Origin of the sequence: Frigoribacterium sp. NPDC087798 (genome assembly GCF_044742985.1) — a bacterium.
Taxonomy (GTDB): Bacteria; Actinomycetota; Actinomycetes; order Actinomycetales; family Microbacteriaceae; genus Frigoribacterium.
Genome location: NZ_JBIUVP010000003.1, coordinates 153,504 through 176,914 on the forward strand (window position 1 = coordinate 153,504; position 23,411 = coordinate 176,914).

General features: G+C 67.9%; 20 protein-coding genes. 13 read left to right on the top strand and 7 right to left on the bottom strand.

Annotated elements, in window-relative coordinates:
• Positions 1-12: 12 nt before the first annotated feature.
• The 5 genes from ACIOSR_RS10590 to ACIOSR_RS10610 all read right to left on the bottom strand — a co-directional run bounded on the left by ACIOSR_RS10590 (position 13) and on the right by ACIOSR_RS10610 (position 6,866).
• The gene (locus tag ACIOSR_RS10590) at positions 13-1,317 is read right to left on the bottom strand and encodes a PLP-dependent aminotransferase family protein (RefSeq protein WP_402752577.1); all 1,305 of its coding nucleotides are present in this window, start codon (positions 1,315-1,317) and stop codon (positions 13-15) included.
• A gap of 117 nt (positions 1,318-1,434) precedes the next feature.
• Entirely contained in the window at positions 1,435-1,761 is a 327-nt protein-coding gene (gene trxA, locus ACIOSR_RS10595; protein ID WP_043595317.1) for a thioredoxin, read from the bottom strand.
• A 48-nt stretch (positions 1,762-1,809) separates the two neighbouring features.
• The gene (gene trxB / locus ACIOSR_RS10600; RefSeq protein WP_402752578.1) at positions 1,810-2,802 is read right to left on the bottom strand and encodes a thioredoxin-disulfide reductase; all 993 of its coding nucleotides are present in this window, start codon (positions 2,800-2,802) and stop codon (positions 1,810-1,812) included.
• 174 nt (positions 2,803-2,976) lie between these two features.
• Positions 2,977-4,641, bottom strand: coding sequence for a murein biosynthesis integral membrane protein MurJ (gene murJ, locus ACIOSR_RS10605; RefSeq protein ID WP_056044245.1), 1,665 nt, complete (start codon positions 4,639-4,641; stop codon positions 2,977-2,979).
• The gene (locus ACIOSR_RS10610) at positions 4,638-6,866 is read right to left on the bottom strand and encodes a DUF6049 family protein (protein WP_402752579.1); all 2,229 of its coding nucleotides are present in this window, start codon (positions 6,864-6,866) and stop codon (positions 4,638-4,640) included. The genes murJ and ACIOSR_RS10610 overlap by 4 nt, the downstream gene beginning before the upstream one ends.
• A 163-nt stretch (positions 6,867-7,029) precedes the next feature.
• On the opposite strand from ACIOSR_RS10610, the gene ACIOSR_RS10615 reads away from it, so the two are divergent.
• The 13 genes from ACIOSR_RS10615 to ACIOSR_RS10675 all read left to right on the top strand — a co-directional run bounded on the left by ACIOSR_RS10615 (position 7,030) and on the right by ACIOSR_RS10675 (position 20,676).
• Positions 7,030-8,469, top strand: a complete 1,440-nt coding sequence (locus tag ACIOSR_RS10615) for a CCA tRNA nucleotidyltransferase (protein ID WP_173154067.1) — start codon at positions 7,030-7,032, stop codon at positions 8,467-8,469.
• A 191-nt stretch (positions 8,470-8,660) separates the two neighbouring features.
• Positions 8,661-9,059 (top strand): 30S ribosomal protein S6, encoded by a 399-nt coding sequence (rpsF, locus tag ACIOSR_RS10620; RefSeq protein ID WP_054145729.1) that lies wholly within the window; start codon positions 8,661-8,663, stop codon positions 9,057-9,059.
• Positions 9,060-9,063: 4 nt separating this feature from the next.
• The gene (locus ACIOSR_RS10625; protein WP_043595325.1) at positions 9,064-9,639 is read left to right on the top strand and encodes a single-stranded DNA-binding protein; all 576 of its coding nucleotides are present in this window, start codon (positions 9,064-9,066) and stop codon (positions 9,637-9,639) included.
• A gap of 51 nt (positions 9,640-9,690) precedes the next feature.
• On the top strand, positions 9,691-9,951 hold the full coding sequence (gene rpsR / locus ACIOSR_RS10630) for a 30S ribosomal protein S18 (RefSeq protein ID WP_043595327.1): 261 nt from the start codon (positions 9,691-9,693) through the stop codon (positions 9,949-9,951).
• A 14-nt stretch (positions 9,952-9,965) separates the two neighbouring features.
• On the top strand, positions 9,966-10,418 hold the full coding sequence (gene rplI, locus ACIOSR_RS10635; RefSeq protein ID WP_043595329.1) for a 50S ribosomal protein L9: 453 nt from the start codon (positions 9,966-9,968) through the stop codon (positions 10,416-10,418).
• Between the two features lie 545 nt (positions 10,419-10,963).
• On the top strand, positions 10,964-12,019 hold the full coding sequence (locus tag ACIOSR_RS10640; RefSeq protein ID WP_056044249.1) for a LacI family DNA-binding transcriptional regulator: 1,056 nt from the start codon (positions 10,964-10,966) through the stop codon (positions 12,017-12,019).
• 3 nt (positions 12,020-12,022) lie between these two features.
• Positions 12,023-13,540, top strand: a complete 1,518-nt coding sequence (locus ACIOSR_RS10645) for a sugar ABC transporter ATP-binding protein (RefSeq protein ID WP_402752580.1) — start codon at positions 12,023-12,025, stop codon at positions 13,538-13,540.
• Between the two features lie 31 nt (positions 13,541-13,571).
• On the top strand, positions 13,572-14,543 hold the full coding sequence (locus ACIOSR_RS10650; RefSeq protein ID WP_402752581.1) for an ABC transporter permease: 972 nt from the start codon (positions 13,572-13,574) through the stop codon (positions 14,541-14,543).
• Between the two features lie 34 nt (positions 14,544-14,577).
• Complete coding sequence (locus ACIOSR_RS10655; protein ID WP_402752582.1) at positions 14,578-15,537, top strand: substrate-binding domain-containing protein; 960 nt, start codon at positions 14,578-14,580, stop codon at positions 15,535-15,537.
• Complete coding sequence (locus ACIOSR_RS10660) at positions 15,534-16,613, top strand: ribokinase (RefSeq protein ID WP_402752583.1); 1,080 nt, start codon at positions 15,534-15,536, stop codon at positions 16,611-16,613. Before ACIOSR_RS10655 ends, ACIOSR_RS10660 begins: the two co-directional genes overlap by 4 nt.
• Positions 16,610-16,993 carry a D-ribose pyranase gene (rbsD, locus tag ACIOSR_RS10665; RefSeq protein WP_056227974.1) on the top strand — a complete coding sequence of 128 codons (384 nt, stop codon included), beginning with the start codon at positions 16,610-16,612 and terminating at the stop codon, positions 16,991-16,993. The genes ACIOSR_RS10660 and rbsD overlap by 4 nt, the downstream gene beginning before the upstream one ends.
• A 630-nt stretch (positions 16,994-17,623) precedes the next feature.
• Positions 17,624-19,012 carry a replicative DNA helicase gene (dnaB, locus tag ACIOSR_RS10670; protein WP_043595340.1) on the top strand — a complete coding sequence of 463 codons (1,389 nt, stop codon included), beginning with the start codon at positions 17,624-17,626 and terminating at the stop codon, positions 19,010-19,012.
• A gap of 62 nt (positions 19,013-19,074) precedes the next feature.
• Complete coding sequence (locus ACIOSR_RS10675; protein WP_402752584.1) at positions 19,075-20,676, top strand: ATP-binding protein; 1,602 nt, start codon at positions 19,075-19,077, stop codon at positions 20,674-20,676.
• A 475-nt stretch (positions 20,677-21,151) separates the two neighbouring features.
• Here the strand turns inward: ACIOSR_RS10675 and ACIOSR_RS10680 are convergent, their stop codons facing one another.
• The gene (locus tag ACIOSR_RS10680; protein WP_402752585.1) at positions 21,152-21,859 is read right to left on the bottom strand and encodes a hypothetical protein; all 708 of its coding nucleotides are present in this window, start codon (positions 21,857-21,859) and stop codon (positions 21,152-21,154) included.
• A gap of 354 nt (positions 21,860-22,213) precedes the next feature.
• Positions 22,214-23,374, bottom strand: a complete 1,161-nt coding sequence (locus ACIOSR_RS10685; RefSeq protein WP_402752586.1) for a CBS domain-containing protein — start codon at positions 23,372-23,374, stop codon at positions 22,214-22,216.
• Positions 23,375-23,411 lie beyond the last annotated feature (37 nt).

Here is a 23,411-nt window from a genome sequence, read left to right on the forward strand (position 1 = left end):
TGAAAATGCTGGTCAAATGGTGTTCGGCGGCGGCACCACGACGCTCTGGGGGCGTGCGGCCCGGTTCGACAGGCTGGCTGTCGAGAACGTGCGCAGCAGGTCGAGTTCTCCGTTGACGACGTTCGCCAGGCGCGCGACACCGGTGCGGATGGACTCGGGTGTCGGGTAGCAGAACGACAGGCGGACGTTCTGACGCCCGTCGCCGTCGGCGAAGAACGCCGTACCGGGGGTGTAGGCCACGAGTTCCTTCACCGCCCGGGGCAGCATGGCCTTCGAGTCGAGTTCGGCCGGGAGTCCGACCCAGACGAAGAAGCCGCCGTCGGGGACGTTCCACGTGAGCGACGGCAGGTACTCCCCCAGCGCGGAGATCATCGCGTCACGCCGTTCGCGGTACAGGCCACGGAAGGTCTCGATCTGCCCACGCCAGTCGGCCTGGTCGAGGTACTCGGTGATGACGAACTGCCCGAAGGAGTTCGGTGAGAGCGTGGCGGACTCGTTGGCGAGGATGAGCTTCTCGCGGATGGCGTGCGGGGCGAGTGCCCAACCCACCCGGAAGCCGGGTGCCAGCGTCTTCGAGAACGACCCGAGGTAGATGACGCCCTCGTCGTCGATCGAGCGCATCGCCTGCGGGGCCGGCTGGTCGAAGTACAGCAGCCCGTAGGGGTTGTCCTCGAGGACGAGGATGCCGGCCGAGCGGCAGATCTCGAGGATCTCGACGCGTCGGGCCCACGTGAGGGTGACACCGGCCGGGTTGTGGAAGTTCGGGATCGTGTAGAGGAACTTGATGCGACCCCCACGAGCGGTGACGGCCGCGATGGCCTCTCGCAGGGCCTCGGGCACGAGCCCGTGCTCGTCCATCGGGACGTGCACGACGTCGGCCTGGTACGCCTTGAAGACCCCCAGGGCGCCCACGTAGCTCGGTGACTCGGCGAGCACGACGTCGCCCGGGTTCACGAAGAGGCGGGTGACGAGGTCGAGGGCCTGCTGCGAGCCCGTGGTGACGACGACGTCGTCGGCGCTGCCGCGGATGCCCTCCATCGCCATGATCTGCATGATGTGCTCGCGGATGGCCGGGGTGCCCTGTCCGCTGCCGTACTGCATCGCCATCGCTCCCCCGTCGGCCATGACGCGGTCGATGGCCCCCGTGACGAGCTCTCGGGGCAGGGCGGAGACGTACGGCATGCCGCCGGCCAGCGAGACGACCTCGGGGCGCGAGGCGACGGCGAACAGGGCCCGGACCTCGGAGGCGCTCAGGCCGGCCGTACGGTCGGCGTACGAGTCGTACCACGGGTCGAGGTTGGTGCCCTTGTCGCTCATCGGTGTCCCTGTTCTGTCAGAGGGTGAATCGGTCAAGACTATGCCCGTCCCGACCGGGGACGACGAGAGCCCGCCCAGCGTGTGCTGGGCGGGCTCTCGTCGTGGTGTCGGTGTCGACTACGCGATGAACTCCGCCAGGTCGGCCTCGAGGGCCGGCTTGGGCTTGGCGCCGATGACGGTCTTGACGACCTCGCCACCGCGGTAGACCTTCATGGCCGGGATCGAGGTGATCTGGTACTTCATGGCGGTCTGGGGGTTGTCGTCGACGTTGAGCTTGACGATCTCGATCTTGTCGCCGTGCTCGGCGGCGATCTGGTCGAGGATCGGCGAGACGGCGCGGCACGGGCCGCACCACTCGGCCCAGAAGTCGACGAGGATCGTCTTGTCGGAGTTGAGGACGTCGGCCTCGAAGGACGCGTCGGTCACTGCTTTGGCGCTGCTCATGGTGTTCCTTTCGTCAGGGTGATCTGGGTTGGCTTCAGGAGGCGCGGGTCAGGCGACCACGGACTCGGACGTCTCGACGCCCTCGGCCGACCCGACGGTCTGCTCGGCCAGGAAGATCTGGTCGAGCGAGGCCAGGTAGTGCTCGACGTCGAGCGCGGCGACGGTGCCCGAGGCCGCGGCGGTGGCCGCCTGCCGGTAGGTGGCGTCGATGACGTCACCCGCGGCGAAGACGCCGGTCAGGTTGGTCTTCGAGCTGCGCCCCTGGACGGCGATCGTGCCGTCCGAGGTCAGGTCGACCTGGCCGTGGACGAGGTGCACGCGCGGGTCGTTGCCGATGGCGATGAAGAGGCCGTCGAGGTCGAGGTCGGTCGTGCTGCCGTCGACCGTGTCGGTCAGGGTGACGCCGGTGGCCTTCTCGCCACCGAGGATGGCCGTGACCTGCTTGTCGAAGAGGAACTCGATCTTGTCGTTGGCGTGAGCCCGGTCTTGCATGATCTTCGACGCGCGCAGGCTGCTCGAGCGGTGGATCACGTAGACCTTCGAGGCGAAGCGGGTCAGGAACGTCGCTTCCTCCATCGCGGAGTCGCCGCCGCCGACGACGGCGATCGCCTTCTCCTTGAAGAAGAAGCCGTCGCAGGTGGCGCACCAGCTGACGCCGCGTCCGCTCAGGCGCTCTTCGTCGGCGAGGCCGAGCTTCCGGTACGCGCTGCCCGTGGCGAAGATCACCGTGAGGCTCTCCTCGACGGTGCCGTTGCCGAGCGTGACCTTCTTGACGTCACCGGTCAGGTCGACGGCGGTCACGTCGTCGAGCAGCACCTCGGCGCCGAACTTCTCGGCCTGCTCCTGCATCTTGAACATGAGCTCGGGGCCCTGGATGCCGTCGGGGAATCCGGGGAAGTTCTCGACCTCGGTGGTCTTCATGAGCTCGCCGCCGGCCTCGACCGAGCTCGCGACGATGAGGGGGCGCAGACCGGCCCGGGCGGCGTAGATGCCGGCCGTGTAGCCGGCGGGGCCGGAACCGATGATGATGACCTGGCGCATGGGCACCTTCCTGGGGGGGGGGAGAACTTCACGAGCGGGAAGACGACCCGCGAGCGATGGCTCGTGCGGTCGGATCCCTCGATCGTCTGGTGGAACGCATCCTACCGACGGGGCATTCCCGCGGGCCTGGCAGCGGCCGCGGGGCCGCGGGAATGCGGCGGCCGCCGTGACGGGTCAGCGACGCAGGAGGCGCGAGACGGCGGGTGCGAGACGTGCGGTCACCGGCGTGGTCAGCACCCGCAGCTCGGGGATGCGGGCGAACCAGAGCAGGGCGCCGTAGACCAGCCCCATGACGGCCCCGGCCACGACGACCGTCAGCACGCCCGGCACGCGACCGGACTGCGCGAACCCGTCGGCGGCGAAACCACCCAGGACGGTCACGACGACGAGGCCCACGGCACCGGCGACGAGCGAGAAGACGAAGAACTGGACGTAGCGGCGCAGCACCCAGCGGCCGTCGATGCCGCCCAGCCGCTTCTTGACGACGACGAGCGCGACCACGGCCTGGCTCGAGCCCGCGATCGAGGTGGTGATGGCGATCGCCATCGCAATGCGCTCGGGGGGCACCACGGCGGCCGAGATCGCGACGCCCGCGACGAAGATGCCCGACTGGACGAGCTGCAGGAAGAACGGCGTGCGCTGGTCGTGCATCGAGTAGAACACCCGCTGCACGATGAACAGGACGCTGAACAGGACGAGGCCGGGCATGTAGCCGAGGATGACCTCGGCGGTGCGGGTCGACCCGGCGAAGTCGACCTCGAAGAACCGCGCGAACGGGTAGGCCACGACGCACATGGCGACGGCGGCGAACACCATGAACATGCCGATGGCGCGGAGGGACTGCGACATGTCGGTGCGGACGGCCCGCAGGTCGCCACGCGAGGCGTGGCCGCTCATGCGCGTGAAGTAGGCGGTGCCGATCGACACGGCGATGATGCCGTGCGGCAGCATGAAGAGCAGCCAGGCGTTCGCGAGGACCGCGTTCGACGCCCCCACCTCGCTGCCCAGGGTGGCGACGCGGCTCTGCACCAGCCCGGCCAGCTGGGTGACGAGGACCATGCCGAACAGCCAGCCGGCGGCCTTGCCGGTGGCTCCGAGGCCGACGCCGCGCCAGCGGAAGTCGGGGCGGAAGGTCAGACCCGCGCGGCGCCAGAAGAGCAACAGGAACGCCGCCTGGGCCAGGACGCCGAGGGTGGCCGTGGCCGCGATGACGAAGATCCGGTCGCCGGTCCAGACGTCGACCGCGGAGTTCTCGACGGCACCGCCGAACATCACGATGAAGACGACCAGGCCGGCGATGGCCACGACGTTGTTGAGCACGGGAGCCCAGGTGAAGGGCCCGAACACCTGCCGGGCGTTGAGCACCTCGCTCAGCAACGAGTACATGGCGTAGAAGAAGATCTGCGGCAGGCACCAGTACGCGAAGGCCGTCGCGAGGGCGAGTTGGTCCGAGGTGAACCCCGCCCCGCCGTCCGAGCTCTGCTGCGCGTACAGGCGGACGAGCACGGGGGCGAGCAGCGTGCCGGCCAGGCCGACGGCCGCGAAGACGATCGTGCCGAGGGTCACGATCTTGTTGATGAACCGCTGGCCCCCGTCGTCGGACGTCGCCGCCCGCACGATCTGGGGCACGAGGACGGCGCTGAGGAGGCCGCCCGCGATCAGCGCGTAGATGTTGTTCGGGAGCTGGTTCGCGAGGGCGAACGAGTCCGCCGCCCGGCTCGCCGACTGCCCGATCGCCGCGGCCAGCACGGCCGCCTTCACGAAGCCGAGGACGCGCGAGACCATCGTCCCGGACGCGAGGAGGATGCTGGCGCGACCGAGACCGCCCTGGTTGCTCACATGGACTCCTGGACGGGCGGCGAGGCGGCCGCATCGGGTGACGGGCCGTCGCCGGAGGACCGGGCCTCGTCGCGCGCCCTGCGGCGCTTGCGGAAGGTGCGGTACAGGCCTCCGAGGAAGAGTGCGGCGAAGGCGACGCCGAAGATCCAGGTGATGGCGGTCTCCCACCCGGCCTGGACCGAGAGCGGGACGTCGACCGGGGTCGCGATCGCCACGCCCGAGAGGCTGACCAGCTGCAGCTGCACGGACACCGTGCCGTTGGCGACGGACTGCACGGGAACGCTGACCCGGGTCTGGGACTGCGGTTGGATCGTGACCTCGATGGGGCTGCGCTCGATCGAGAGGATGGAGTTCGACGGCGTCAGGTTCAGCATCACCGTCGCGACGGAGTCGGTCCGGTTCTCGAGGTAGAGGGGCAGGGCCGAGCGGTCCCCGAGGATGGCGATCGGCGAGCCCTGGACCACCGCCACGAGACCCGACGTCGCCGTCGCGTCGGCCACGGCCGAGGCGACCTCGGCGGGGAACCCGTCGACGTTGTCTCGCCAGGCGTGCGACGCCAGGGCCATCGTCCGCAGCCGGGCCGTCTCGGTGACGAACTGCGGTTCGGCGAGGGCCGTCGAGAAGTCGACGACCTTCTGGTCGGCGGAGACGAGTTCGCTCAACTGGCCGAGTCGGGCGTCGCTCTCGGGGCTGTCGACGACGGTCGCCGTCGAGGGGGTGCTCGCCAACGCGTCGGTCAGGGTCGCGCCGCTGACCCAGGGCAGGCCGTCGACGGCCTGGAGGGTGCGGGTGAGGAACTGGCCGGTCGACGGCCACTCCCGCTCGAGCGTCGTCAGGAGGGTGCGGGCGTCGCTCGGTCGCTCGTAGGCGACGGTGGCGACGGTGGCGGACAGCCGGGCCATCGTGGACTGCCACTCGGCGAGGGAGGTCGCCTCGGCCGCCTGGGTGACCAGCGTCGACAAGGGGTCGTCCGAGACGACGGCCGGGACGCCACCGACCGTGACCGCGGCGTTCTCGGTCGAGTCGCCGTCGACGTCCACGTTGCCGCTGGAGACGATGGTCGACGTGTACGGCCCGGAGGCGAACGTCGTGAGGTCGGCGGACACGACGGACGACTCCCGCGGCCAGACGACGTCGCGCTGGGTCCACGGGAAGTCGAGCAGTTGAGCGGTGGTCGGCAGCACCACGCCGTCGCCGGGCGTGGGCTCGGCGGTCGGCTCGGCGGTGGACCCGTCGCTCGGCAGGGCCGAGGGGTCGGACCCGGCGACGCCCGTGCCCGAGCCGTCGTCCGTGCCCTGGCTCGGGGCATCGGTGGGCGTGTCGGTCGCTGCCGGCATGCCCTCGAACCGGGCGGGGTCGACCAGGGTGTCGAGCGAGGTCACGGCCGGGACGGACGTGGCGCCGGCCTGACGCAGCCCCGCGACGTCGGCGTCGGCGTAGGCCAGGGGGAACATGTCGTTCGGCAGGGCCTGCAGTTCGGCGAGCCAGTCGACGGAGGACTGCGGGGCCTCGGTGCCGAGCAGGCGGATCGACGCGACGATCATCGGGTCGACGCCGAGGGTCGCGCCCGTGCCCGACACGGCGTCGAGCTCGCGTCGCAGCACCCCGCCGTCGGAGGTGTAGGCGGCGAGGGCGGAGGCGTCGAGGACGCCGGTCTCGCTCTCGGGCGTCGTGATCGGCACGGCGACCGCGACTCGGGTCGGCTGGAAGCTGTCGGCGGGGTACCAGACCACGCTGCTGCGGGTCTGCGCCACCTGGCTGCCCGAGGCGTCGAGCACGCGGGCCCCGAGCGCGCGTGCCCCGAAGGCGCGGCCGGTCAGGGAGAGGCGGTCGGCGGGCACCACGACGGTGTCGAGCGCCACGGACGACCCGGCGGAGACCGCCGGCACGTCGACCTGGACGAGCTGGCGCCCCAGGTAGTCGTCACCCGAGACGTCGTCGGGATCGAGCCAGGAGGCGAGCTTGGACCGCGTGGTGAACGGTTCGCGGTCGAGGTAGATCCGGGCCTTCGTCGCCGCGAGGTCGCTGTCGCCGTCGTTCGTCACGGTGACCCCGAGGGTGAGGTCGTCGTCGGGTCGCAGCACGCCGTCGGAGGCCGGCTCGACGGTCATCGTGACGCCGTCGCCCGCGGGGGCGGACGCCGCTCGTGCCGCCGTGGCCGGCAGTCCCGCCGACACGACGAACACCGCCAACAGGGCGGCGATCACGGCGAAGAAGAGTCTCATAGGCGTCAGGTGTCGACGGCGACAGGGGCCGTTCGAGCATGCCGAGTCTAGGCAACGCCGACCAAGAAGCAGCGGCGAAGCGCCTGCGAGGGGGACGACGGGGTCGCGAGGCGCCGTCGGGGACTCAGCCCGCGCCTCCTCGGCTGTGGCAAGCTGTTTCGTCATGGACAGCGTCGCACGGGCCCTGCAGCGACTGGACGATCTGGCCGCCACCCCCCGCATCGAGAAGCTCGCCGCCGCGTTCGCCGCGGCCGGTCACGAGCTCGCCCTCGTCGGCGGTCCGGTGCGCGACGCCTTCATCGGCCGCCCGGTCAACGACCTCGACTTCACGACCGACGCCGACCCCGACGAGATCCTGGCGATCGTCGTCCCCCTCGCCGAGGCGCACTGGGACGTCGGCCGCGCGTTCGGCACGATCGCCGCCCGCGTCGACGGCGAGACCGTCGAGATCACCACGTACCGCAGCGACGTCTACGACGGCGAGACCCGCAAGCCGGTCGTCGAGTTCGGCGACACGCTCGAGGGCGACCTGGTCCGTCGCGACTTCACGGTCAACTCGATGGCGTTGCGTCTGCCCCAGCGCGTGCTCGTCGACCCGTCCGGCGGTGTCGACGACCTGCTGGAGGCGCGGCTCGCCACCCCGGGCACCGCGGTCGACTCGTTCCGCGACGACCCCCTGCGCATGATGCGAGCCGCCCGGTTCACGGCGCAGCTCGGCTTCACGGTGTCGGACGAGGTGCGCGAGGCGATGACCGCCCGGGCCGAGACCCTCTCGATCGTCTCGGTCGAGCGGGTCGCCGACGAGCTGTCGAAGCTGCTCAAGACCGAAACCCCCCGAGACGGTGTCCGGCTGTTGGTCGACACCGGGCTCGCCGACCATGTCGTGCCCGAGCTCGCGGCCATGCGCCTCGAGGTCGACGAGCACCACCACCACAAGGACGTGTACGAGCACAGCCTCACCGTGCTCGACCAGGCCATCGGCTACGAGCGCGAGCGGCACCCGGGCGAGGCACCCGACCTCACGCTGCGCCTGGCGGCCCTGCTGCACGACTGCGGCAAGCCCGCCACGCGGCGCCTCGAGCCGGGCGGCGTCGTCACCTTCCACCACCACGACGTCGTCGGCGCCAAGCTCGCCAAGAAGCGGTTGAAGACGCTGCGCTTCGACAACGACACCATCGGCGCCGTGTCCCGGCTGATCGAGCTGCACCTCCGCTTCTTCGGCTACACCGAGGGCGCCTGGACCGACTCGGCCGTGCGCCGGTACGTCCGCGACGCCGGTGACCAGCTCGAGCGGTTGCACATGCTCACCCGCGCCGACGTGACCACGCGCAACCGCCGCAAGGCCGACCGGCTCGGCTTCGCCTACGACGACCTCGAGGCGCGGATCGCCGAGCTGCGAGAGCGTGAAGAGATCGACTCGCTGCGGCCCGACCTCGACGGCGACGACATCCAACGCGTGCTCGGCATCGGCCCGAGCCGCGAGGTCGGCGAGGCCTACCGCTTCCTCCTCGAGCTGCGGACCGAAGAGGGGCCGCTGGGGGCCGAGGTCGCCACCGAGCGCCTGCTGGCCTGGTGGAGCGCACGCGAGAGCGCTGGGGCGTAACCAGCCCGACGGGTGTCGACCCGCGCCTCCTCGGCTCTCGGGGGCCGGCGACCGCCGCCCCGGCATTGATTCAGGAGGCGCGCTCGGCTACGCTGGGAAGGTTGCGTCTGCCTCACGGCGGCGCCACGTCATGAACACCCTCCTGTCACAGACCGTCTGTGACCGTTAAGTCCGAAGGAGGTGGGTTAGTCATGCACCAGTACGAACTGATGGTCATCCTGGACCCCGAGATCGATGAGCGCACCGTCGCCCCGAGCTTGGACAAGTTCCTCAACGTCATCCGCAACGATGGCGGAACGATCGACAACGTGGACATCTGGGGACGTCGTCGCCTGGCCTACGAGATCAACAAGAAGACCGAGGGCATCTACGCCGTCGTCAACCTGACCTCGAACTCGGCCGCCACGGTCGAGCTCGACCGCCAGCTGGGTCTCTCCGAGGCCGTGCTGCGCACCAAGGTCCTGCGTGCCGAAGAGGCGATCGCCATGGTCGCCGCCGCCAAGAAGGTCAGCGACGAGAAGGCCGCCCGCAAGGCCGCCAACGCCGCTGCCGCCCCGGCTGCTCCCGCCGCCGAGAAGGCTGCCGAGTAGTCCGATGGCTGGCGAGACCGTCATCACAGTGGTGGGGAACCTCACCAGTGACCCCGAGCTGCGGTACACGCAGAACGGGCTCGCGGTCGCGAACTTCACCATCGCGTCGACCCCCCGCACGTTCGACCGCGCGTCGAACGAGTGGAAGGACGGCGAGGCGCTCTTCCTCCGTGCCAGCGTGTGGCGCGAGTTCGGCGAGCACGTGGCCAGCAGCCTCACCAAGGGCAGCCGGGTCATCGCTCAGGGCCGACTCAAGCAGCGCTCGTACGAGACCAAAGAGGGCGAGAAGCGCACCAGCATGGAGCTCGAGATCGACGAGATCGGCCCCTCGCTGCGTTACGCGACCGCTCAGGTGACGCGCGCTGCGTCCTCCCGCGACGGCGCTGCCGGTGGCGGCTCCTTCGGGGGCGGCAACGGCGGCGGCAACCGTGGTGGCCAGCCGGCTCAGGTCGGCGGCGGTCAGGCGCAAGAGCCGTGGGGTCAGCCCGCCGGCGGCCAGCAGGGTGGCAACACCTCTGGCGGCGACGTGTGGAACACCCCCGGTGGCAACGGCACCTACAACGACGAGACGCCCTTCTAGGCCTCGCCGTTCCCCTTTTAGTACTTCTTCATTCATCGAAAGTAGAAACCAATGGCTGGAAAGAGCAGCGGCGACCGCCGCAAGCCCCTCCGCGGTAAGGGCGGCAAGAACGCCGCACCCGCGAAGTCGATCCGCGTCGGTGTCATCGACTACAAAGACGTCGCGACCCTGCGCAAGTTCATCTCGGAGCGTGGAAAGATCCGCGCCCGTCGCATCACCGGCGTCTCCGTCCAGGAGCAGCGCCTCATCGCCCGTGCCGTGAAGAACGCCCGTGAGATGGCGCTCCTCCCCTACGCCGGCTCCGGCCGCTGATCGGAAGGACCACCATGTCGAAGGTAATCCTGACCCACGAGGTCTCCGGCCTCGGTTCCGCCGGTGACGTCGTCGACGTCAAGAACGGCTACGCCCGCAACTACCTGGTGCCCCAGGGCTTCGCCGTGGCGTGGAGCCGCGGTGGCGAGAAGCAGGTCGCTCAGATCCGTACGGCCCGCGAGACCCGCGAGCTCAAGACGATCGAAGAGGCCCACGACCTCAAGCAGCGCCTCGAGGCCCAGAAGATCCGTCTCACGGTGAAGACCGGTGCCGACGGCCGTCTGTTCGGCTCGGTCCGCCCGGCCGACGTCGCCGACGCGGTCACCGCCCAGGGCGTCGCGACGATCGACAAGCGCAAGGTCGAGATCCCCACGACCATCAAGGTGACGGGTGAGCACGAAGCCACCCTCCGCCTGCGCGAGGACGTCATCGCGACGATCACGCTGACGGTCGTCTCGGCCAAGTAGCACCCCGGCGCCTCGGCGCCTGCTGTACGCGAGAGCGGCGGTCCCCCTCGGGGGGCCGCCGCTCTTCTGCGTGCCCGGGGGTGCGGGCCTCGGCCGGGTGGCGCCATGAACCCCGTTTCCGACGATGAACCCCGGTGCACCGTGGTTCATCTTCGTGAACGGGGTTCATGGGTTCGCCGGGAGGGGTGGGCCGGGCCAGACGAGCGGGGGACGAGGAGGCGCGGGGTGGCTGGGGCGGGAGGGGACGAGGAGGCGCGGGGTGGCTGGGGCGGGAGGGGACGAGGAGGCGCGGGGCGGCTGGGGCGGGCACCGCGCCTCCTCGGGGGCGCCCCGTGTTGCGATGCACCCGGTTTCGAAGGATGCACCCGGTTGCAACCGGTTGTTCGGCTCGAAACCGGGTGCAGCGGCAGGCATCACGAGGCGGCGGCAGCTCGCGTTGACAGGAGGGGGCGGCTCGTCTACTGTCGTGGAATCGGTTCCATGGAATCGATTCCACGCCGGGCTGACACCCTGCGACCCGCACCACTACGACGAGGTAGAGCCCGATGAACACCGTGACGATCAGGGACGTGGCGCAGCGCGCCGGTGTCTCGGCGGCGACGGCCTCGCGCGTGCTGTCGGGCAACCCGGCCACCTCCGCCGAGTCCCGGGCGCAGGTCGAACGGGCCGTGCGCGAGCTCGACTTCCGGCCGAACGCCCAGGCCCGTGCGCTGCGCTCGACCCGCTCCGACACGGTCGGCCTGCTCGTGTCCGACGTCCGCAACCCGTTCTTCGCCGACCTCGCCCACACCATCGAGCAGTCGCTGCTCGAACTCGGCTACGTCACCCTCCTCGGCAACGCCAACGAGAACCGCGAGCAGCAGGACCGCTACCTCGACACCCTCATCTCGCGGCGCGTCGACGGCGTCATCGTCGCCCCGCAGGGCACCGACTCCGCCAGCATCGACTCGCTGCTCGCCCGTGAGGTGCCGACGGTGTTCGTCGACCGCACGATCCCCGGCGTCGACGTGCCGAGCGTGACGACCGACAGCGTCCCCGGCATCCGCGCCGCCGTGCAGCACCTGGTCGACCTCGGTCACGAGCGCGTGGGGTACGTCGCGGGCCCGCAGAGCGTCTCCACCGGGCGCGAGCGACTCGAGGCCTGGACCGCGGCCGCCGCCGAACTCGGCCTCAGCACCGACCCCGACCTGGTCTACGTCGGCGACTTCCAGTCCGCCAGTGGCTCGGCCGCCGTGCACGCCCTGTTCGAGCTCGACGAGCCGCCGACCGCCCTGCTCGCGGCCGACAGCCTCATGGCCGTCGGCGCCATCGCCATGCTCAACCGGCTCGGCATGCGCATGGGCACCGACGTCTCGGTCGTCGCGTTCGACGACATCGAGTGGTTCTCGCTGCTCGACCCGGCCCTCACCGTCATCGCGCACAGCGTCGAGGAGATGGGCCGCATCGCCGTCCAGCTGCTGCACGAGGTCATCGACGGGCGCACGCCCGACTCGGTCGTGCTGCCCAGCGAACTGATCGTCCGCGAGTCGACGACCCGCGCCTCCTCGTCCCCCACGGACCCGACCGACCCCACCCCACCCCGACCCCTCGGCAGGAACTGACCCATGCCCCATTCGATCGACGACGATCGCCCCCTGCTCACGCTCGAGAACGTCAGCAAGTCGTTCGGCCCCGTGCGGGTCATCGACGACGTCACCGTGCACGTCCGGCCCGGCCGCGTGCAGGTGCTGCTGGGCGAGAACGGCGCCGGCAAGTCCACCCTGATCAAGATGATGTCGGGCGTGTACAAGCCCGACGCCGGCCGCGTGCTGGTCGACGGCGAGGCCGTCCACCTGCCGAACACGCACGCCGCCGAGAAGCTCGGCATCGCGACGATCCACCAAGAGCTCAACCTCGTCGCGTCGCTCAGCGTCGCCGAGAACGTGATGATGGGGCGGTTCCCCACGCGGTTCGGCCTGGTCGACCGCAAGGAGCTCAAGAAGCGCGCCCGTGCGGCCCTCGACCTGATCGGGCTCGACGTCGACGTCGACCAGAAGGTCGGCGAGCTCGGCATCGCCCGTCAGCAGCTGGTCGAGATCGCGAAGGCGCTGAGCATCGACGCGCGCATCCTGATCCTCGACGAGCCGACCGCGGCGCTGACCCGGCACGAGACCGAGATCCTCTTCCGCGTCGTCGAGCAGCTGCGCGCCCGCGGCGTCGGCATGCTGTTCATCAGCCACCACCTCGACGAGATCGCCGAGATCGGCGACACCGTGGCCGTGCTGCGCGACGGCGCGTTCGTCGCCGAGGTGCCCGCGTCGACCGGCGAGGACGAACTCGTCCGCCTGATGGTCGGCCGCGACATCGAGCACCAGTACCCGCGCACGCCCGGCAGCGAGGGCGACTCCCCCGTCGTGCTCGAGGTCCGCGGCCTGACCGGGTCGGTCTTCCGCGACGTCTCGTTCGACGTGCGGGCGGGCGAGGTGCTCGGCATCGCCGGGCTCGTCGGCGCCGGTCGCACCGAGGTCGTCCGCGCGATCGCCGGGGTCGACAAGTACGACTCGGGCAGCGTGACCGTGCGCGGCAAGCGCCTCAAGAAAGGCGACGTCGCCGGGGCCATCGCCGCGGGCGTCGGCCACGTTCCCGAGGACAGGAAGGCGCAGGGGCTCGTGCTGGGCGCCTCCGTCAACGACAACCTCGGCTACGCGACGCTCGCCAGCAGCGCGAAGGGCGGCCTGGTCGACTTCGCCGGCCAGCGTGCGAAGGCCGACGAGGTCGCCTCGACCCTGCGGATCCGCATGCGCGACATCGACCAGGAGATCGGCTCGCTGTCGGGCGGCAACCAGCAGAAGGCCGTGTTCGGCCGCTGGATCATCGCCGGCTCGACGGTGCTGCTGCTCGACGAGCCGACCCGCGGCGTCGACGTCGGCGCGAAGGTCGAGATCTACGAGCTGGTGAACCGCATCACCGACGCAGGAGGCGCGGTCGTGATGGTCAGCAGCGAACTGCCCGAGGTGATGGGCATGAGCGACCGCATCCTCGTGATGCGCGACGGAGTCGTCGCCGGCGAGGTCGCCGCGGCCGACGCCACCCAGGACACCTTGATGACGCTCGCGGCACGCGACGTCCCCCCGACGAACTGACCCGAGAAGCACGGACCCGAGGACGACACCCATGACCACCACCACCGTGAAGGCGCAGCGACGCTCCTTCGACATCAAGACCTTCCTGGCCGCCAACGGAGCCCTCGTCGGGCTCGTCGTGCTGTGCCTGGCCCTCTTCATCGCGACGCCGGACTTCCTGACCGGGCGCAACCTGCTCAACATCGGCATCCAGGTGTCGACCGTCGCCGTGCTGGCGTTCGGCATGACCTTCGTCATCGTCGCGGGCGGCATCGACCTCTCGGTCGGCTCGGTCGCCGCGCTGTCGGCGATGGTCTCGGGCTGGTTCTTCGCCACGGCGGGGCTGCCCGGCGGCCTGGCGCTGGCCCTCGGGCTCGGCACCGGGCTCGTGGCCGGCCTGGTCAACGGCTTCGCCAGCGCGTACGGCAAGCTGCCGTCGTTCATCGCGACCCTCGCGATGCTCAGCGTGGCGCGCGGCCTGACCCTCGTCGTGTCGGACGGTCGCCCGATCGCGACTCCCCCGGCCGTGTCGTTCCTCGGGGGCAACATCGGGGCGGTGCCCGTGCCGATCATCGTGCTCGTGCTGGCCGCGATCGTCGCGTCGTTCATCCTCAACCGCACCGTCATCGGCCGGTCGATGTACGCCGTCGGTGGCAACGCCGAGGCCGCTCGCCTCTCGGGCCTGCCGGTCAAGCGCATCGTCGTCACCGTCTTCGGCCTGGCCGGGCTGTTCGCGGCCCTCGCCGGCCTCCTGCTCGCCGGACGCCTCGACTCGGCCCAGCCGCAGGCGGCCTCGGGCTACGAGCTCGACGCCATCGCCGCGGTCGTCATCGGCGGCGCCAGCCTGGCCGGCGGCGTCGGCCGCATCTCGGGCACCATCATCGGCGCCCTCGTGCTCGTCGTCATCCGCAACGGCCTCAACCTGCTGAACGTCACCTCGTTCTGGCAGCAGGTCGTCATCGGCCTCGTCATCGCCCTCGCCGTGGGCGTCGACGTGCTGCGGCGCAAGACGCGCAGCAGCTGAATCCCTCCACCCAACCCAACCCGAAGGACACACGATGAAGTTGACCTCGTTCCGCAAGGCCGCCACCGTCACGGCGATCGCCGCCCTGGTCGCGACCGGCACCGCCGGCTGCAACCGCACCCCCGCCGGAGAGGCGGACCGCCCCACGGTGGTCCTGTCGCTCAGCACCCTGAACAACCCGTTCTTCGTCGAGCTGCGCGACGGCGCCACCGCCGAGGCGAAGAAGCAGAACGTCGACCTCGAGATCGTCGACGCCCAGAACGACTCGGCCACCCAGGCCAACCAGCTGGCGACCGCGGCCTCGACCGCCGACGCCGTCATCCTGAACGCCGTCGACAGCGACGCCGCGGGCCCCGCCGCCAAGGCGCTCAACGAGGCCGACGTGCCCATCGTCGCCGTCGACCGCGCGGTGAACGGTGCCGACGTCGCCTCGTTCGTGGCGAGCGACAACGTCGCCGGTGGCGAGCAGGCCGCCAAGGCCCTCGCCGAGGCGATCGGCGAGAAGGGCGAGGTCATCGTGCTCCAGGGCGTCGCGGGCACCTCGGCCAGCCGCGACCGCGGCGAGGGCTTCACCAAGGGCATCTCGGCCTACCCCGACATGACCGTCGTCGCGCAGCAGACCGCGAACTTCGACCGCGCCACCGCGCTCGACGTGACCACCAACCTGCTGCAGGCGCACCCGAACGCCGTGGGCGTCTTCGCCGAGAACGACGAGATGGGCCTCGGAGCGATCCAGGCGCTCGGCTCGCGCGCCGGCAGCGACGTCCAGGTGGCAGCGTTCGACGGCACCGAGGACGGCCTCAAGGCCATCGAGGCCGGTACGCTCTCGAGCACGATCGCGCAGCAGCCCGCCGAGCTCGGCGCCCTCGCGGTCGACCAGGCCGTCAAGGCCGTCAAGGCCGTCAACGGTGGCAGCGGCGACGAGGGCCCCTCGGACCAGGCCGTCGAGGTCATCACCGTCACGAAGGAGAACGTGGGTGACTTCACCGAATGAGTGGTCCTGATGTGAGCGGTGCAGGCGTCGTCGGCACTGCAGGAGGCGCGGGTGCGGTCGGCGCGGACGGTCCGGTTCCGGCCGGGTCGGCCGGCACGGTCGTCGTGGTCGGGTCGATCAACGTCGACCAGGTCGTGACCGTCGACCGCCTGCCCCTGCCCGGCGAGACGCTGATCGGCTCGTCGATGACCCTCTCCCCCGGCGGCAAGGGCGCGAACCAAGCCGTCGCGGCTGCTCGTCGCGGCGCCCGCACCGTGATGATCGGCGCGGTCGGCGACGACGGACGGGCCGACGACGCCCTGCCCCACCTCCGCTCGAGCGGTGTCGACGTCAGCGGCGTCGACACCGTCCCCGGACCCACCGGCCTGGCGATCGTCAGCGTCGGAGGCGACAGCGAGAACACGATCGTCGTCGTCCCCGGGGCGAACGGTGCCGTCTCGGCGTCGTTCGTCGGCGGGCACGCGGAGGTGTTGGCCGATGCCGCCGTGGTCGTCCTCCAGGGAGAGATCCCCGTGGACGGCATCGCCGCCGCCGTGCAGCACGCCGGAGGGCGGGTGGTCTTCAACCTCGCCCCGGTGATCGACGTGTCGGCGGACGTGGTCAAGGCCGCGGATCCGCTGGTCGTCAACGAGCACGAGGGTCGGCTGCTGCTGGCCGCGTGGGCTGGTTCTGGTTCTGCCTCGGCGTCGGACGAGGAGGCGCGGGTCGACGACGAGTCGGTCGTCGCCTCCCTGCGCGCCCAGGGAGTCACCTCGGTCGTCATGACCCGCGGTGCCGCCGGCGCGATCGTCTCCGACGCGTCGGGCACCGTGCTGGTGGCCTCGCCTCGCGTCGCGGCGGTCGACTCCTCCGGAGCCGGGGACGCCTTCGTCGGCGCCCTCGCCGCCGGACTGGCCGCTGGTGCGTCGCTCCTCGAGGCCGCTCGGGACGCCGTGCGCGTCGGGGCGTTCTCGGTGACGGGCGTCGGCACGCAGGCGTCGTACCCGACGCTCGAGGACGAGCTGCCGGCAGCGGCCGATGCCGCCCCGACGGAGGGGTCGGCGGATGCCGACTCAGCGGACGGAGTGACCTCGTGAAGCGCGGTGGCCTGCTCAACGCCCAGCTGAACCACGCGGTGAGCGGACTCGGCCACGGCGACCTCGTGGTCGTCGCCGACTGCGGACTCCCCCTGCCTGCCGGAGTCCCCGTGGTCGACCTCGCCGTCGTCCACGGCCTGCCGGCCTTCGCCGACGTGCTGGACGCCCTCACCACCGACGTGGTCTTCGAGGCCTGCACGGCCGCGGACGAGAGCCACGACTCCCCCGCGGGTGCGCAGATCACGTCCCGGTTCGACGACGTCGCCTACGTCTCGCACGACGAGCTCAAGCGGCTGTCGGGTGGGGCGCGCCTCCTCGTCCGGACGGGCGAGGCGACCCCGTACGCCAACGTCGTGCTGCGCTGCGGCGTCCCCTTCTGAGGCACCTGCTCCCCCTCGAACCCCGTTTCCGAAGACGAACCCCGATCCCTGGTGGTTCTTCTTCGGAAACGGGGTTCTTCGGCTTCCGGGCCGACCCGCGCGTGGTGCGACCTCCCGGCCGCCCTCTCACCGGCCGTGATCGAGCCCGGGAGGCGCGGCGCCGGTCTCCGATACCGTCCTGACCAGGCTCTTCGCAGGCCCCCCTTCGGGGGTTACGGGAAGCTGAACGCAGGCTGCGTCGCTATCGGTCGAATGGGCCGAAAGTCAAATCCCTTGTGCACAGGCAGAAGTCAAATCGGATGTCTCAACCCCCGGTTTAGACAATTTTCTCCACACGACTGTGGAATCGAGAAATCCCTGGTCAAAGGCAGGTAATCGAACTGAAGTATCTCGTTGTCCACAGCGTGATCCACAGTTCTCCCCAGGGTTGTCCGGCGTTGCTCACCTGTTTTCCCCAGAGTTATCCACAGGTGCATTTGCTGTGGAGAACTCGGTGTCCATAAGGTGTACCCGCGCTCGTCAGGGGTGGGTCACGGCGGTTCGGCAGGGGGATGTCGGGGGTCTGTCGTAGAACTGCCCCAAGCGTCTTCGGTGCTGCCCCGCACCCACCCGATTCTCGCTGGAGGACCCATGTCGATCGCCCATCTCGGTCTCGCTCCCGATGCGTCGAACGCCCGCGATCGCGACCGTGGTGGCCCCGTCAACATGGACCGCGTCCCGCCGCACGACCTGCTCGCCGAGCAGAGCGCGCTCGGCGGCATGCTGCTCAGCAAGGACGCCGTGGCCGACGTCATCGAGACGGTCCGCGGCATGGACTTCTACGTGCCCAAGCACGAGGTCATCTACGACGCGATCCTGGGGCTGTACTCGCACGGCGAGCCCACCGACGTCATCACGGTCAGCGACGAGCTGATGAAGTCCGCCGACCTGTCGCGGGCCGGGGGAGCGGAGTACCTCCACACCCTCACCGGCGTCGTGCCCACCGCGGCGAACGCGGGCTACTACGCGTCGATCGTCGCCGAGAAGGCGGTGCTGCGCCGTCTGGTCGAGGCCGGCACGCGCATCGTGCAGATGGGGTACGCGAGCGAGGGCGAGGTCGTCGACCTGGTCAACAACGCGCAGGCCGAGGTCTACAACGTGGCCGGTGGGGTGCAGACCGAGGACTACGTGCCGCTGAACGAGGCGGTGACGGTCGCGATCGACGAGATCGAGGCGGCCAAGGGTCGCGACGGTCAGATGACGGGCGTGCCGACGGGGTTCGCGCAGCTCGACGCGCTGACGAACGGGTTCCACCCGGGTCAGCTGATCATCGTGGCGGCGCGACCGGCGCTGGGTAAGTCGACGTTGGCGCTCGACCTGGCGCGGGCGGCGTCGATCAAGCACGGGCAGGCGTCGGTGTTCTTCTCACTCGAGATGGGGCGCAGCGAGATCGCGATGCGTCTGATGTCGGCCGAGTCGAGCGTGCCGCTGCAGAACATGCGCAAAGGAACGGTCGACGCGCGGGACTGGACGAACATCGCGCAGGTGCGCGGCCGGATCAACGACGCGCCGCTCTTCATCGACGACTCGCCCAACATGACGTTGGTCGAGATCCGGGCGAAGTGCCGTCGCCTGAAGCAGCAGCACAACCTCAAGCTCGTGGTGATCGACTACCTGCAGCTGATGACGTCGGGCAAGCGGGTCGAGAGCCGTCAGCAAGAGGTGTCGGAGTTCTCGCGTGCCCTGAAGCTGATGGCGAAAGAGCTGCAGGTGCCGGTGATCGCGCTGTCGCAGCTGAACCGTGGTCCCGAGCAGCGTGCCGACAAGAAGCCCGCGATCAGCGACCTGCGAGAGTCCGGTTCGCTCGAGCAGGACGCCGACATGGTCATCCTGTTGCACCGCGAGTCCGCCTACGAGAAAGACAACCCCCGTCAGGGCGAGGCCGACTTCATCGTCGCCAAGCACCGCAACGGCCCCACCGACACCATCACCGTGGCGTTCCACGGCATGTTCTCCCGCTTCGTCGACATGCCCAGCTAATTTCCTTTTCTTGTTTTCTTCGCGTCTTGAAAAAGAACGAGCGAATAAACTAAGATTGGGTTATGCCTGAGCTGAAAAGTGACTACTCGCAAGCAGAATTCCGCCATTCCTTCGGGGGAGAAGCCACGGCGATCGAGTTCAAGTCGGGAATCAGTAGCAGTGCCATTCCTGAAGCCGCTGTCGCGCTTAGCAATACGGACGGTGGAATTGTATTCATCGGTATAGACGACGAAGGAAAAATTCTCGGTAAGAATCTCGACCAAGGCAGTCTCGAGAAAATCAATCAAGTTCTTGTCGCCACACATGACCTGGGTCGATACGACATACGCCAAATCAATGTTGGCGGCATTCCGGTCGTTGCGTTGATTGTCGCTCGTCGTTCTGAGGGCTTTTCTCAAACTAGCGATGGACGAGTTCTCGTGCGCAGGGGCCCCCGGAACCATTCCCTGATGGGTACCGAGCTTCACCAGTTTATTAGCAACCGGGCACTGCAGAGATTCGAAAGCGTACCCTCCTCCATACCTATAGAGAAGGCGGACCGTGATCTCTTGGAGGAGCTGGGACAAGCGCGAGGATGGGATACCGAGTCGCCATTCCTTTCGTCGAGACTTGCTGAGCGCGGGTTGGCCCGCGATGGTTTTCTCACCATTGCTGGTGCTCTAACCCTCACGCGGCCGGGACAAACTCTGTCCTTGAAGAAATGTGTGATTGAGGTTCGGCGGTATAGAGGTGAGGGCGTCAACTACGACCGACGTGAAGTGTTCGACGGTCCTCTGCATCATCAAGTAAGGGACGCATCCAAATTCATAAGTACCGAAATCGGCAGCGACATCATTGTCAGCGGTGTCTACCGCTTTGATCTCCCCAAGCTCCCCGAGGTGGTCGTACGCGAAGCTGTAGCTAATGCAGTTGCGCATCGAAATTATGAGATTGATCGCTCGGCCACGGTTGTCGATCTTCGTGATGATCGGGTGGTTGTCCGATCCCCCGGGGGGCTTCCGGAGCCCGTCACGATTGAAACAATGCGGGCAGCGCAATCGGCTCGAAACCCTATTGTTATTGAGATTCTGCGTGCCCTGAGTTTAGCGGAGGATGCGGGGCGTGGCGTTGATGTCATGCAGGATTCCATGCGCGACGCGTTGTTGGATGCACCCCAATTCTTTGACGACGGATCGTTCGTTAGCGTCGTGTTGCCCCTTCGCGGGCCCATTACTGATCGCGAGCGAGGCTGGGTGTCTGAGCTTGAACAGTCCCGAGGGCTGGCGCCGTCAGAACGGCTCCTGATGATTCATGCGGCGAGAGGAGAGGCGCTTACGAATGCGACAGCCCGGGATCTCCTGGGTGTGCCCGACCCGACCGAGGCTCGCCGCGTGCTGCAACATTTGCGAGACGAGGGATTACTCCTTCAGAAGGGAGCTAGGAGTAGCGCACGCTATCTTCTTCACCCCGATCTGTCGGCCCCCGCCGCCTACAGAATGTCCCAGGATGAACTAGCCGAGTTGGTCGTTCACGAGGCTACCCAGAGGGACATTGTCAACTCAGACGTGCGGAAGATCACTGGGCTAGAAACGCCCGCTGCCTCGAACCTTCTAAGTCGTCTCGTGCGCGAGGGGCGCCTCTCTCGCACGGGAAGTCGGCGGGGGAGTCGTTACTCCGCCCACTGAATTACAACGCTGTTGTTTCAGACGGCTTGCAATTCCTAAGCAGCTGTAAAGCCCCCAATAACTCATGGATGGCGGGGGCGGAGTGACGAAGCCGGGGGTCTGACGTGGAAAGAGCCAGCGTTTACCGGACTGAAGGGACTCAGTCGCGCTTCATTACCTACGTCGTAAAGCCCTAGGTGATCAGCCGCAACCTGAAGAGTGACAATGGCTCGGCCTCGTGTCGCAGGCTCAGCTGTGGCTGAGAAGCAAGGCGTTGTGGCTGTGGCGTCAAGCAGTGGGCGGCGTTCTTGGACCATGCCCAGATGATGGCCTCCATCTCGTCGAACGAGAGCTTCTCCGGGCTCGATGTGATGGTCGGCTTGACGTTCTTCTTGTGCTGGTTGCTGATTTTGATAAGGGGTGGTTCTGTTGCGCAGGCAGTGGGGTTTTGGCGCTGATCGAGATGCCGCAGCCCTTCCCTCTACTGGGCACGCTCTTAATGTGGCGCGGTGCCTCCGCTGTCCTGAGGTGTTTGCTCTTTCGACTGATCTTGGTCGTTTGTTTCCCGAATCATTTCCTCTATTAAGATCGACGTCGACGCGGCAGCTTTTTCCCTGACGTCGAACTTGCCCACGGCAATGTTGAACGGCTTTCGTCCCTCATGGGTGCGAAGGGCGTCAAGCATGTCGTTCGAAGCCTGAGCCGCGTTCCGAATAGCTATTTCTTGGCTGGTCGCGGTGAACGGCGGGACGAACAGAGTCATTGTTGTCGCGAGGTACTTCTCGAAAACCCCGCGCAGCTCTAGGGGTACCACGAGGCGAAACCGGTTGCTTGCCAAGACGAAAGACTCCAAAGCTGGTTTGCCGTCCTTCGCAAGCCTGCGAGCAAAGTCCGTTACCGTGCCCTTAAGTCCTAATAGTGCGATGTCGCGCACCTTGTTGCCGGCGGTCAGCAGCTCTGCCCCTTGACCTACCACTTCCTTCGTTTCCCGGTCCGTGCGCTCCCGAACGTACTTTTTCTTCTCGCTGACTTGCGTGAAAATAAACGTGAGAAATCCACCGACAATCAAGAATCCGCCGGCGATGGCGGGAACGCCCCACCACGGAGCAGTTGCTGCCTGACTACCGTGCGTCATCAGGTCAACCACGATGTGGGACGGCGTTGGCACAGACGTCAGGGGGACCGTGGGCGGGCTCGAAGGCATTCTGCGATTTTAGAGGAGACGAACGATGCCTATGTCGGGGCTAATGTGCAGAGCAAGCGATGGACAGGGCCGACCTCGAGGCTCTGAAGAGGGTCGGGTCTGAGGCGGATCAGCTACACAGGCGTGTGCGCGACGGGCACCCCGACCACTGCGACACCGCCTTCACCGAGGCCAACTGCATCTAGCCCGACGCCCCCAACCCATGGAGCGTTCACCCTCGGTGCTGGTGCCCGTATATCGGTAATGTTCTTTCCCTTGTGGTGCCTACCGTGCAGGCCAGGCTGAGCATGGCCGCACGGAACGCTCGGCAAACCACAAAGTAAAGACGTTCTGGAGTGCGCCGACCCTGAAGAGCTACTGCTGCGCCGCGACGAGTCGGCGAAGCCACACGGCCAGGGCCTCGAAAGAAGGAATCAAGGTGCTGAGCGAGTTGCTCCGACCGAAGTGCATGACCTCGTTCCGAGCAAGTCGTGCATCATTAAGGCTTCGCAGGCAGCGTTCCTTGTCCATGATCGCGATGTCCAGCGACTCGAAGTGCTTCTCCCAGATGCCTGCGTCGGCGATGCACTTCATGTAGTCGGCGAAGGTCAACGTGTCGACTACACGCTGCTCCGCATCGACCCCTCCATTCGCGGATATCTCGCGTTGTTCGAGTCGGCGGCCCTTCCCGTCGAGGTCGATGTCTCGCAATGAGCCCGTGCGGTTCTTGGCCCTTGTGAGGTCGGCGTCCTTGACTCCTGTGAGGACGGTGCGGACGAGCTCCTCGATCTCGTTGGCTCGCAAGAACATCGCGGCGATGGCGTTCAGGTGTGTAGCAACATCGTGCGTCGTGTAGATCTGAACGATCTGACCATCTTGGTCTTTTCCGTAGACGAAGCCGTAGCTCATAATCGCCGGAATCCAGTCGAAGAGCTTTTCATTGGTCCCGATGACGGGTACCTGCGTGACGGCTTTCTCGACGAGTTTCGACTTTCCGTCGGCGACGTCGAACGTGAGATCGGCAAGCGTTACCGTCCCGATGAGTGTTGCCTTGTCCGTGGCTGAGAAGAAAAGTGGGAGCTTTGTCCTGTTCTTCTCCTTCATGAGGTTCACGGCATCGTCCACACTGGCGCCGTATTCGAGAAAGTCGAGCTCCTCGGCGTCGTCCTTAAGGGAGGAGAGCACCCAGCTATTCACCCCAGGCGGCGCCAATGCGGGTAGGGAGACGGCCGCCGTGGCCTCATCCGCTCCTGGAATAGCTCCTGCGGACTCCGCACGCCGGAGGACAACGTCACCGTAGTAGTCGGCCTCATCGATGTCAGGCCGCATCTCGAGCTTGTTCTCACGAAGCCAGTTACCGATCCGAGCGTTCACCGCCGCACCACGCCGTGTGCGGCCGAAGCAGTCGAGGACGAACCGGGTCGAAAAACTTCGGCTCTCCTCGTCAGAGCGGGCGAATCGATCCAATTCGTCGTCTCGGAACCCCTGCGCCGACTCATCGGCCTCAACTGCTGCGTCTTCTTCTTGATTCGTCATAATGCTTCCCCCCAATAGGTAGCCGAAATAGCCAACA

Coding starts and splice junctions, on each gene's coding strand:
- ACIOSR_RS10685 (WP_402752586.1), bottom strand. CDS start 23,374: ATGACGAATCAAGAAGAAGACGCAGCAGTTGAGGCCGATGAGTCGGCG.
- rpsF (WP_054145729.1), top strand. CDS start 8,661: ATGCACCAGTACGAACTGATGGTCATCCTGGACCCCGAGATCGATGAG.
- rpsR (WP_043595327.1), top strand. CDS start 9,691: ATGGCTGGAAAGAGCAGCGGCGACCGCCGCAAGCCCCTCCGCGGTAAG.
- ACIOSR_RS10650 (WP_402752581.1), top strand. CDS start 13,572: ATGACCACCACCACCGTGAAGGCGCAGCGACGCTCCTTCGACATCAAG.
- ACIOSR_RS10680 (WP_402752585.1), bottom strand. CDS start 21,859: ATGCCTTCGAGCCCGCCCACGGTCCCCCTGACGTCTGTGCCAACGCCG.
- rplI (WP_043595329.1), top strand. CDS start 9,966: ATGTCGAAGGTAATCCTGACCCACGAGGTCTCCGGCCTCGGTTCCGCC.
- ACIOSR_RS10645 (WP_402752580.1), top strand. CDS start 12,023: ATGCCCCATTCGATCGACGACGATCGCCCCCTGCTCACGCTCGAGAAC.
- ACIOSR_RS10675 (WP_402752584.1), top strand. CDS start 19,075: ATGCCTGAGCTGAAAAGTGACTACTCGCAAGCAGAATTCCGCCATTCC.
- ACIOSR_RS10610 (WP_402752579.1), bottom strand. CDS start 6,866: ATGAGACTCTTCTTCGCCGTGATCGCCGCCCTGTTGGCGGTGTTCGTC.
- ACIOSR_RS10655 (WP_402752582.1), top strand. CDS start 14,578: ATGAAGTTGACCTCGTTCCGCAAGGCCGCCACCGTCACGGCGATCGCC.
- ACIOSR_RS10625 (WP_043595325.1), top strand. CDS start 9,064: ATGGCTGGCGAGACCGTCATCACAGTGGTGGGGAACCTCACCAGTGAC.
- dnaB (WP_043595340.1), top strand. CDS start 17,624: ATGTCGATCGCCCATCTCGGTCTCGCTCCCGATGCGTCGAACGCCCGC.
- ACIOSR_RS10590 (WP_402752577.1), bottom strand. CDS start 1,317: ATGAGCGACAAGGGCACCAACCTCGACCCGTGGTACGACTCGTACGCC.
- ACIOSR_RS10640 (WP_056044249.1), top strand. CDS start 10,964: ATGAACACCGTGACGATCAGGGACGTGGCGCAGCGCGCCGGTGTCTCG.
- ACIOSR_RS10660 (WP_402752583.1), top strand. CDS start 15,534: ATGAGTGGTCCTGATGTGAGCGGTGCAGGCGTCGTCGGCACTGCAGGA.
- ACIOSR_RS10615 (WP_173154067.1), top strand. CDS start 7,030: ATGGACAGCGTCGCACGGGCCCTGCAGCGACTGGACGATCTGGCCGCC.
- trxA (WP_043595317.1), bottom strand. CDS start 1,761: ATGAGCAGCGCCAAAGCAGTGACCGACGCGTCCTTCGAGGCCGACGTC.
- trxB (WP_402752578.1), bottom strand. CDS start 2,802: ATGCGCCAGGTCATCATCATCGGTTCCGGCCCCGCCGGCTACACGGCC.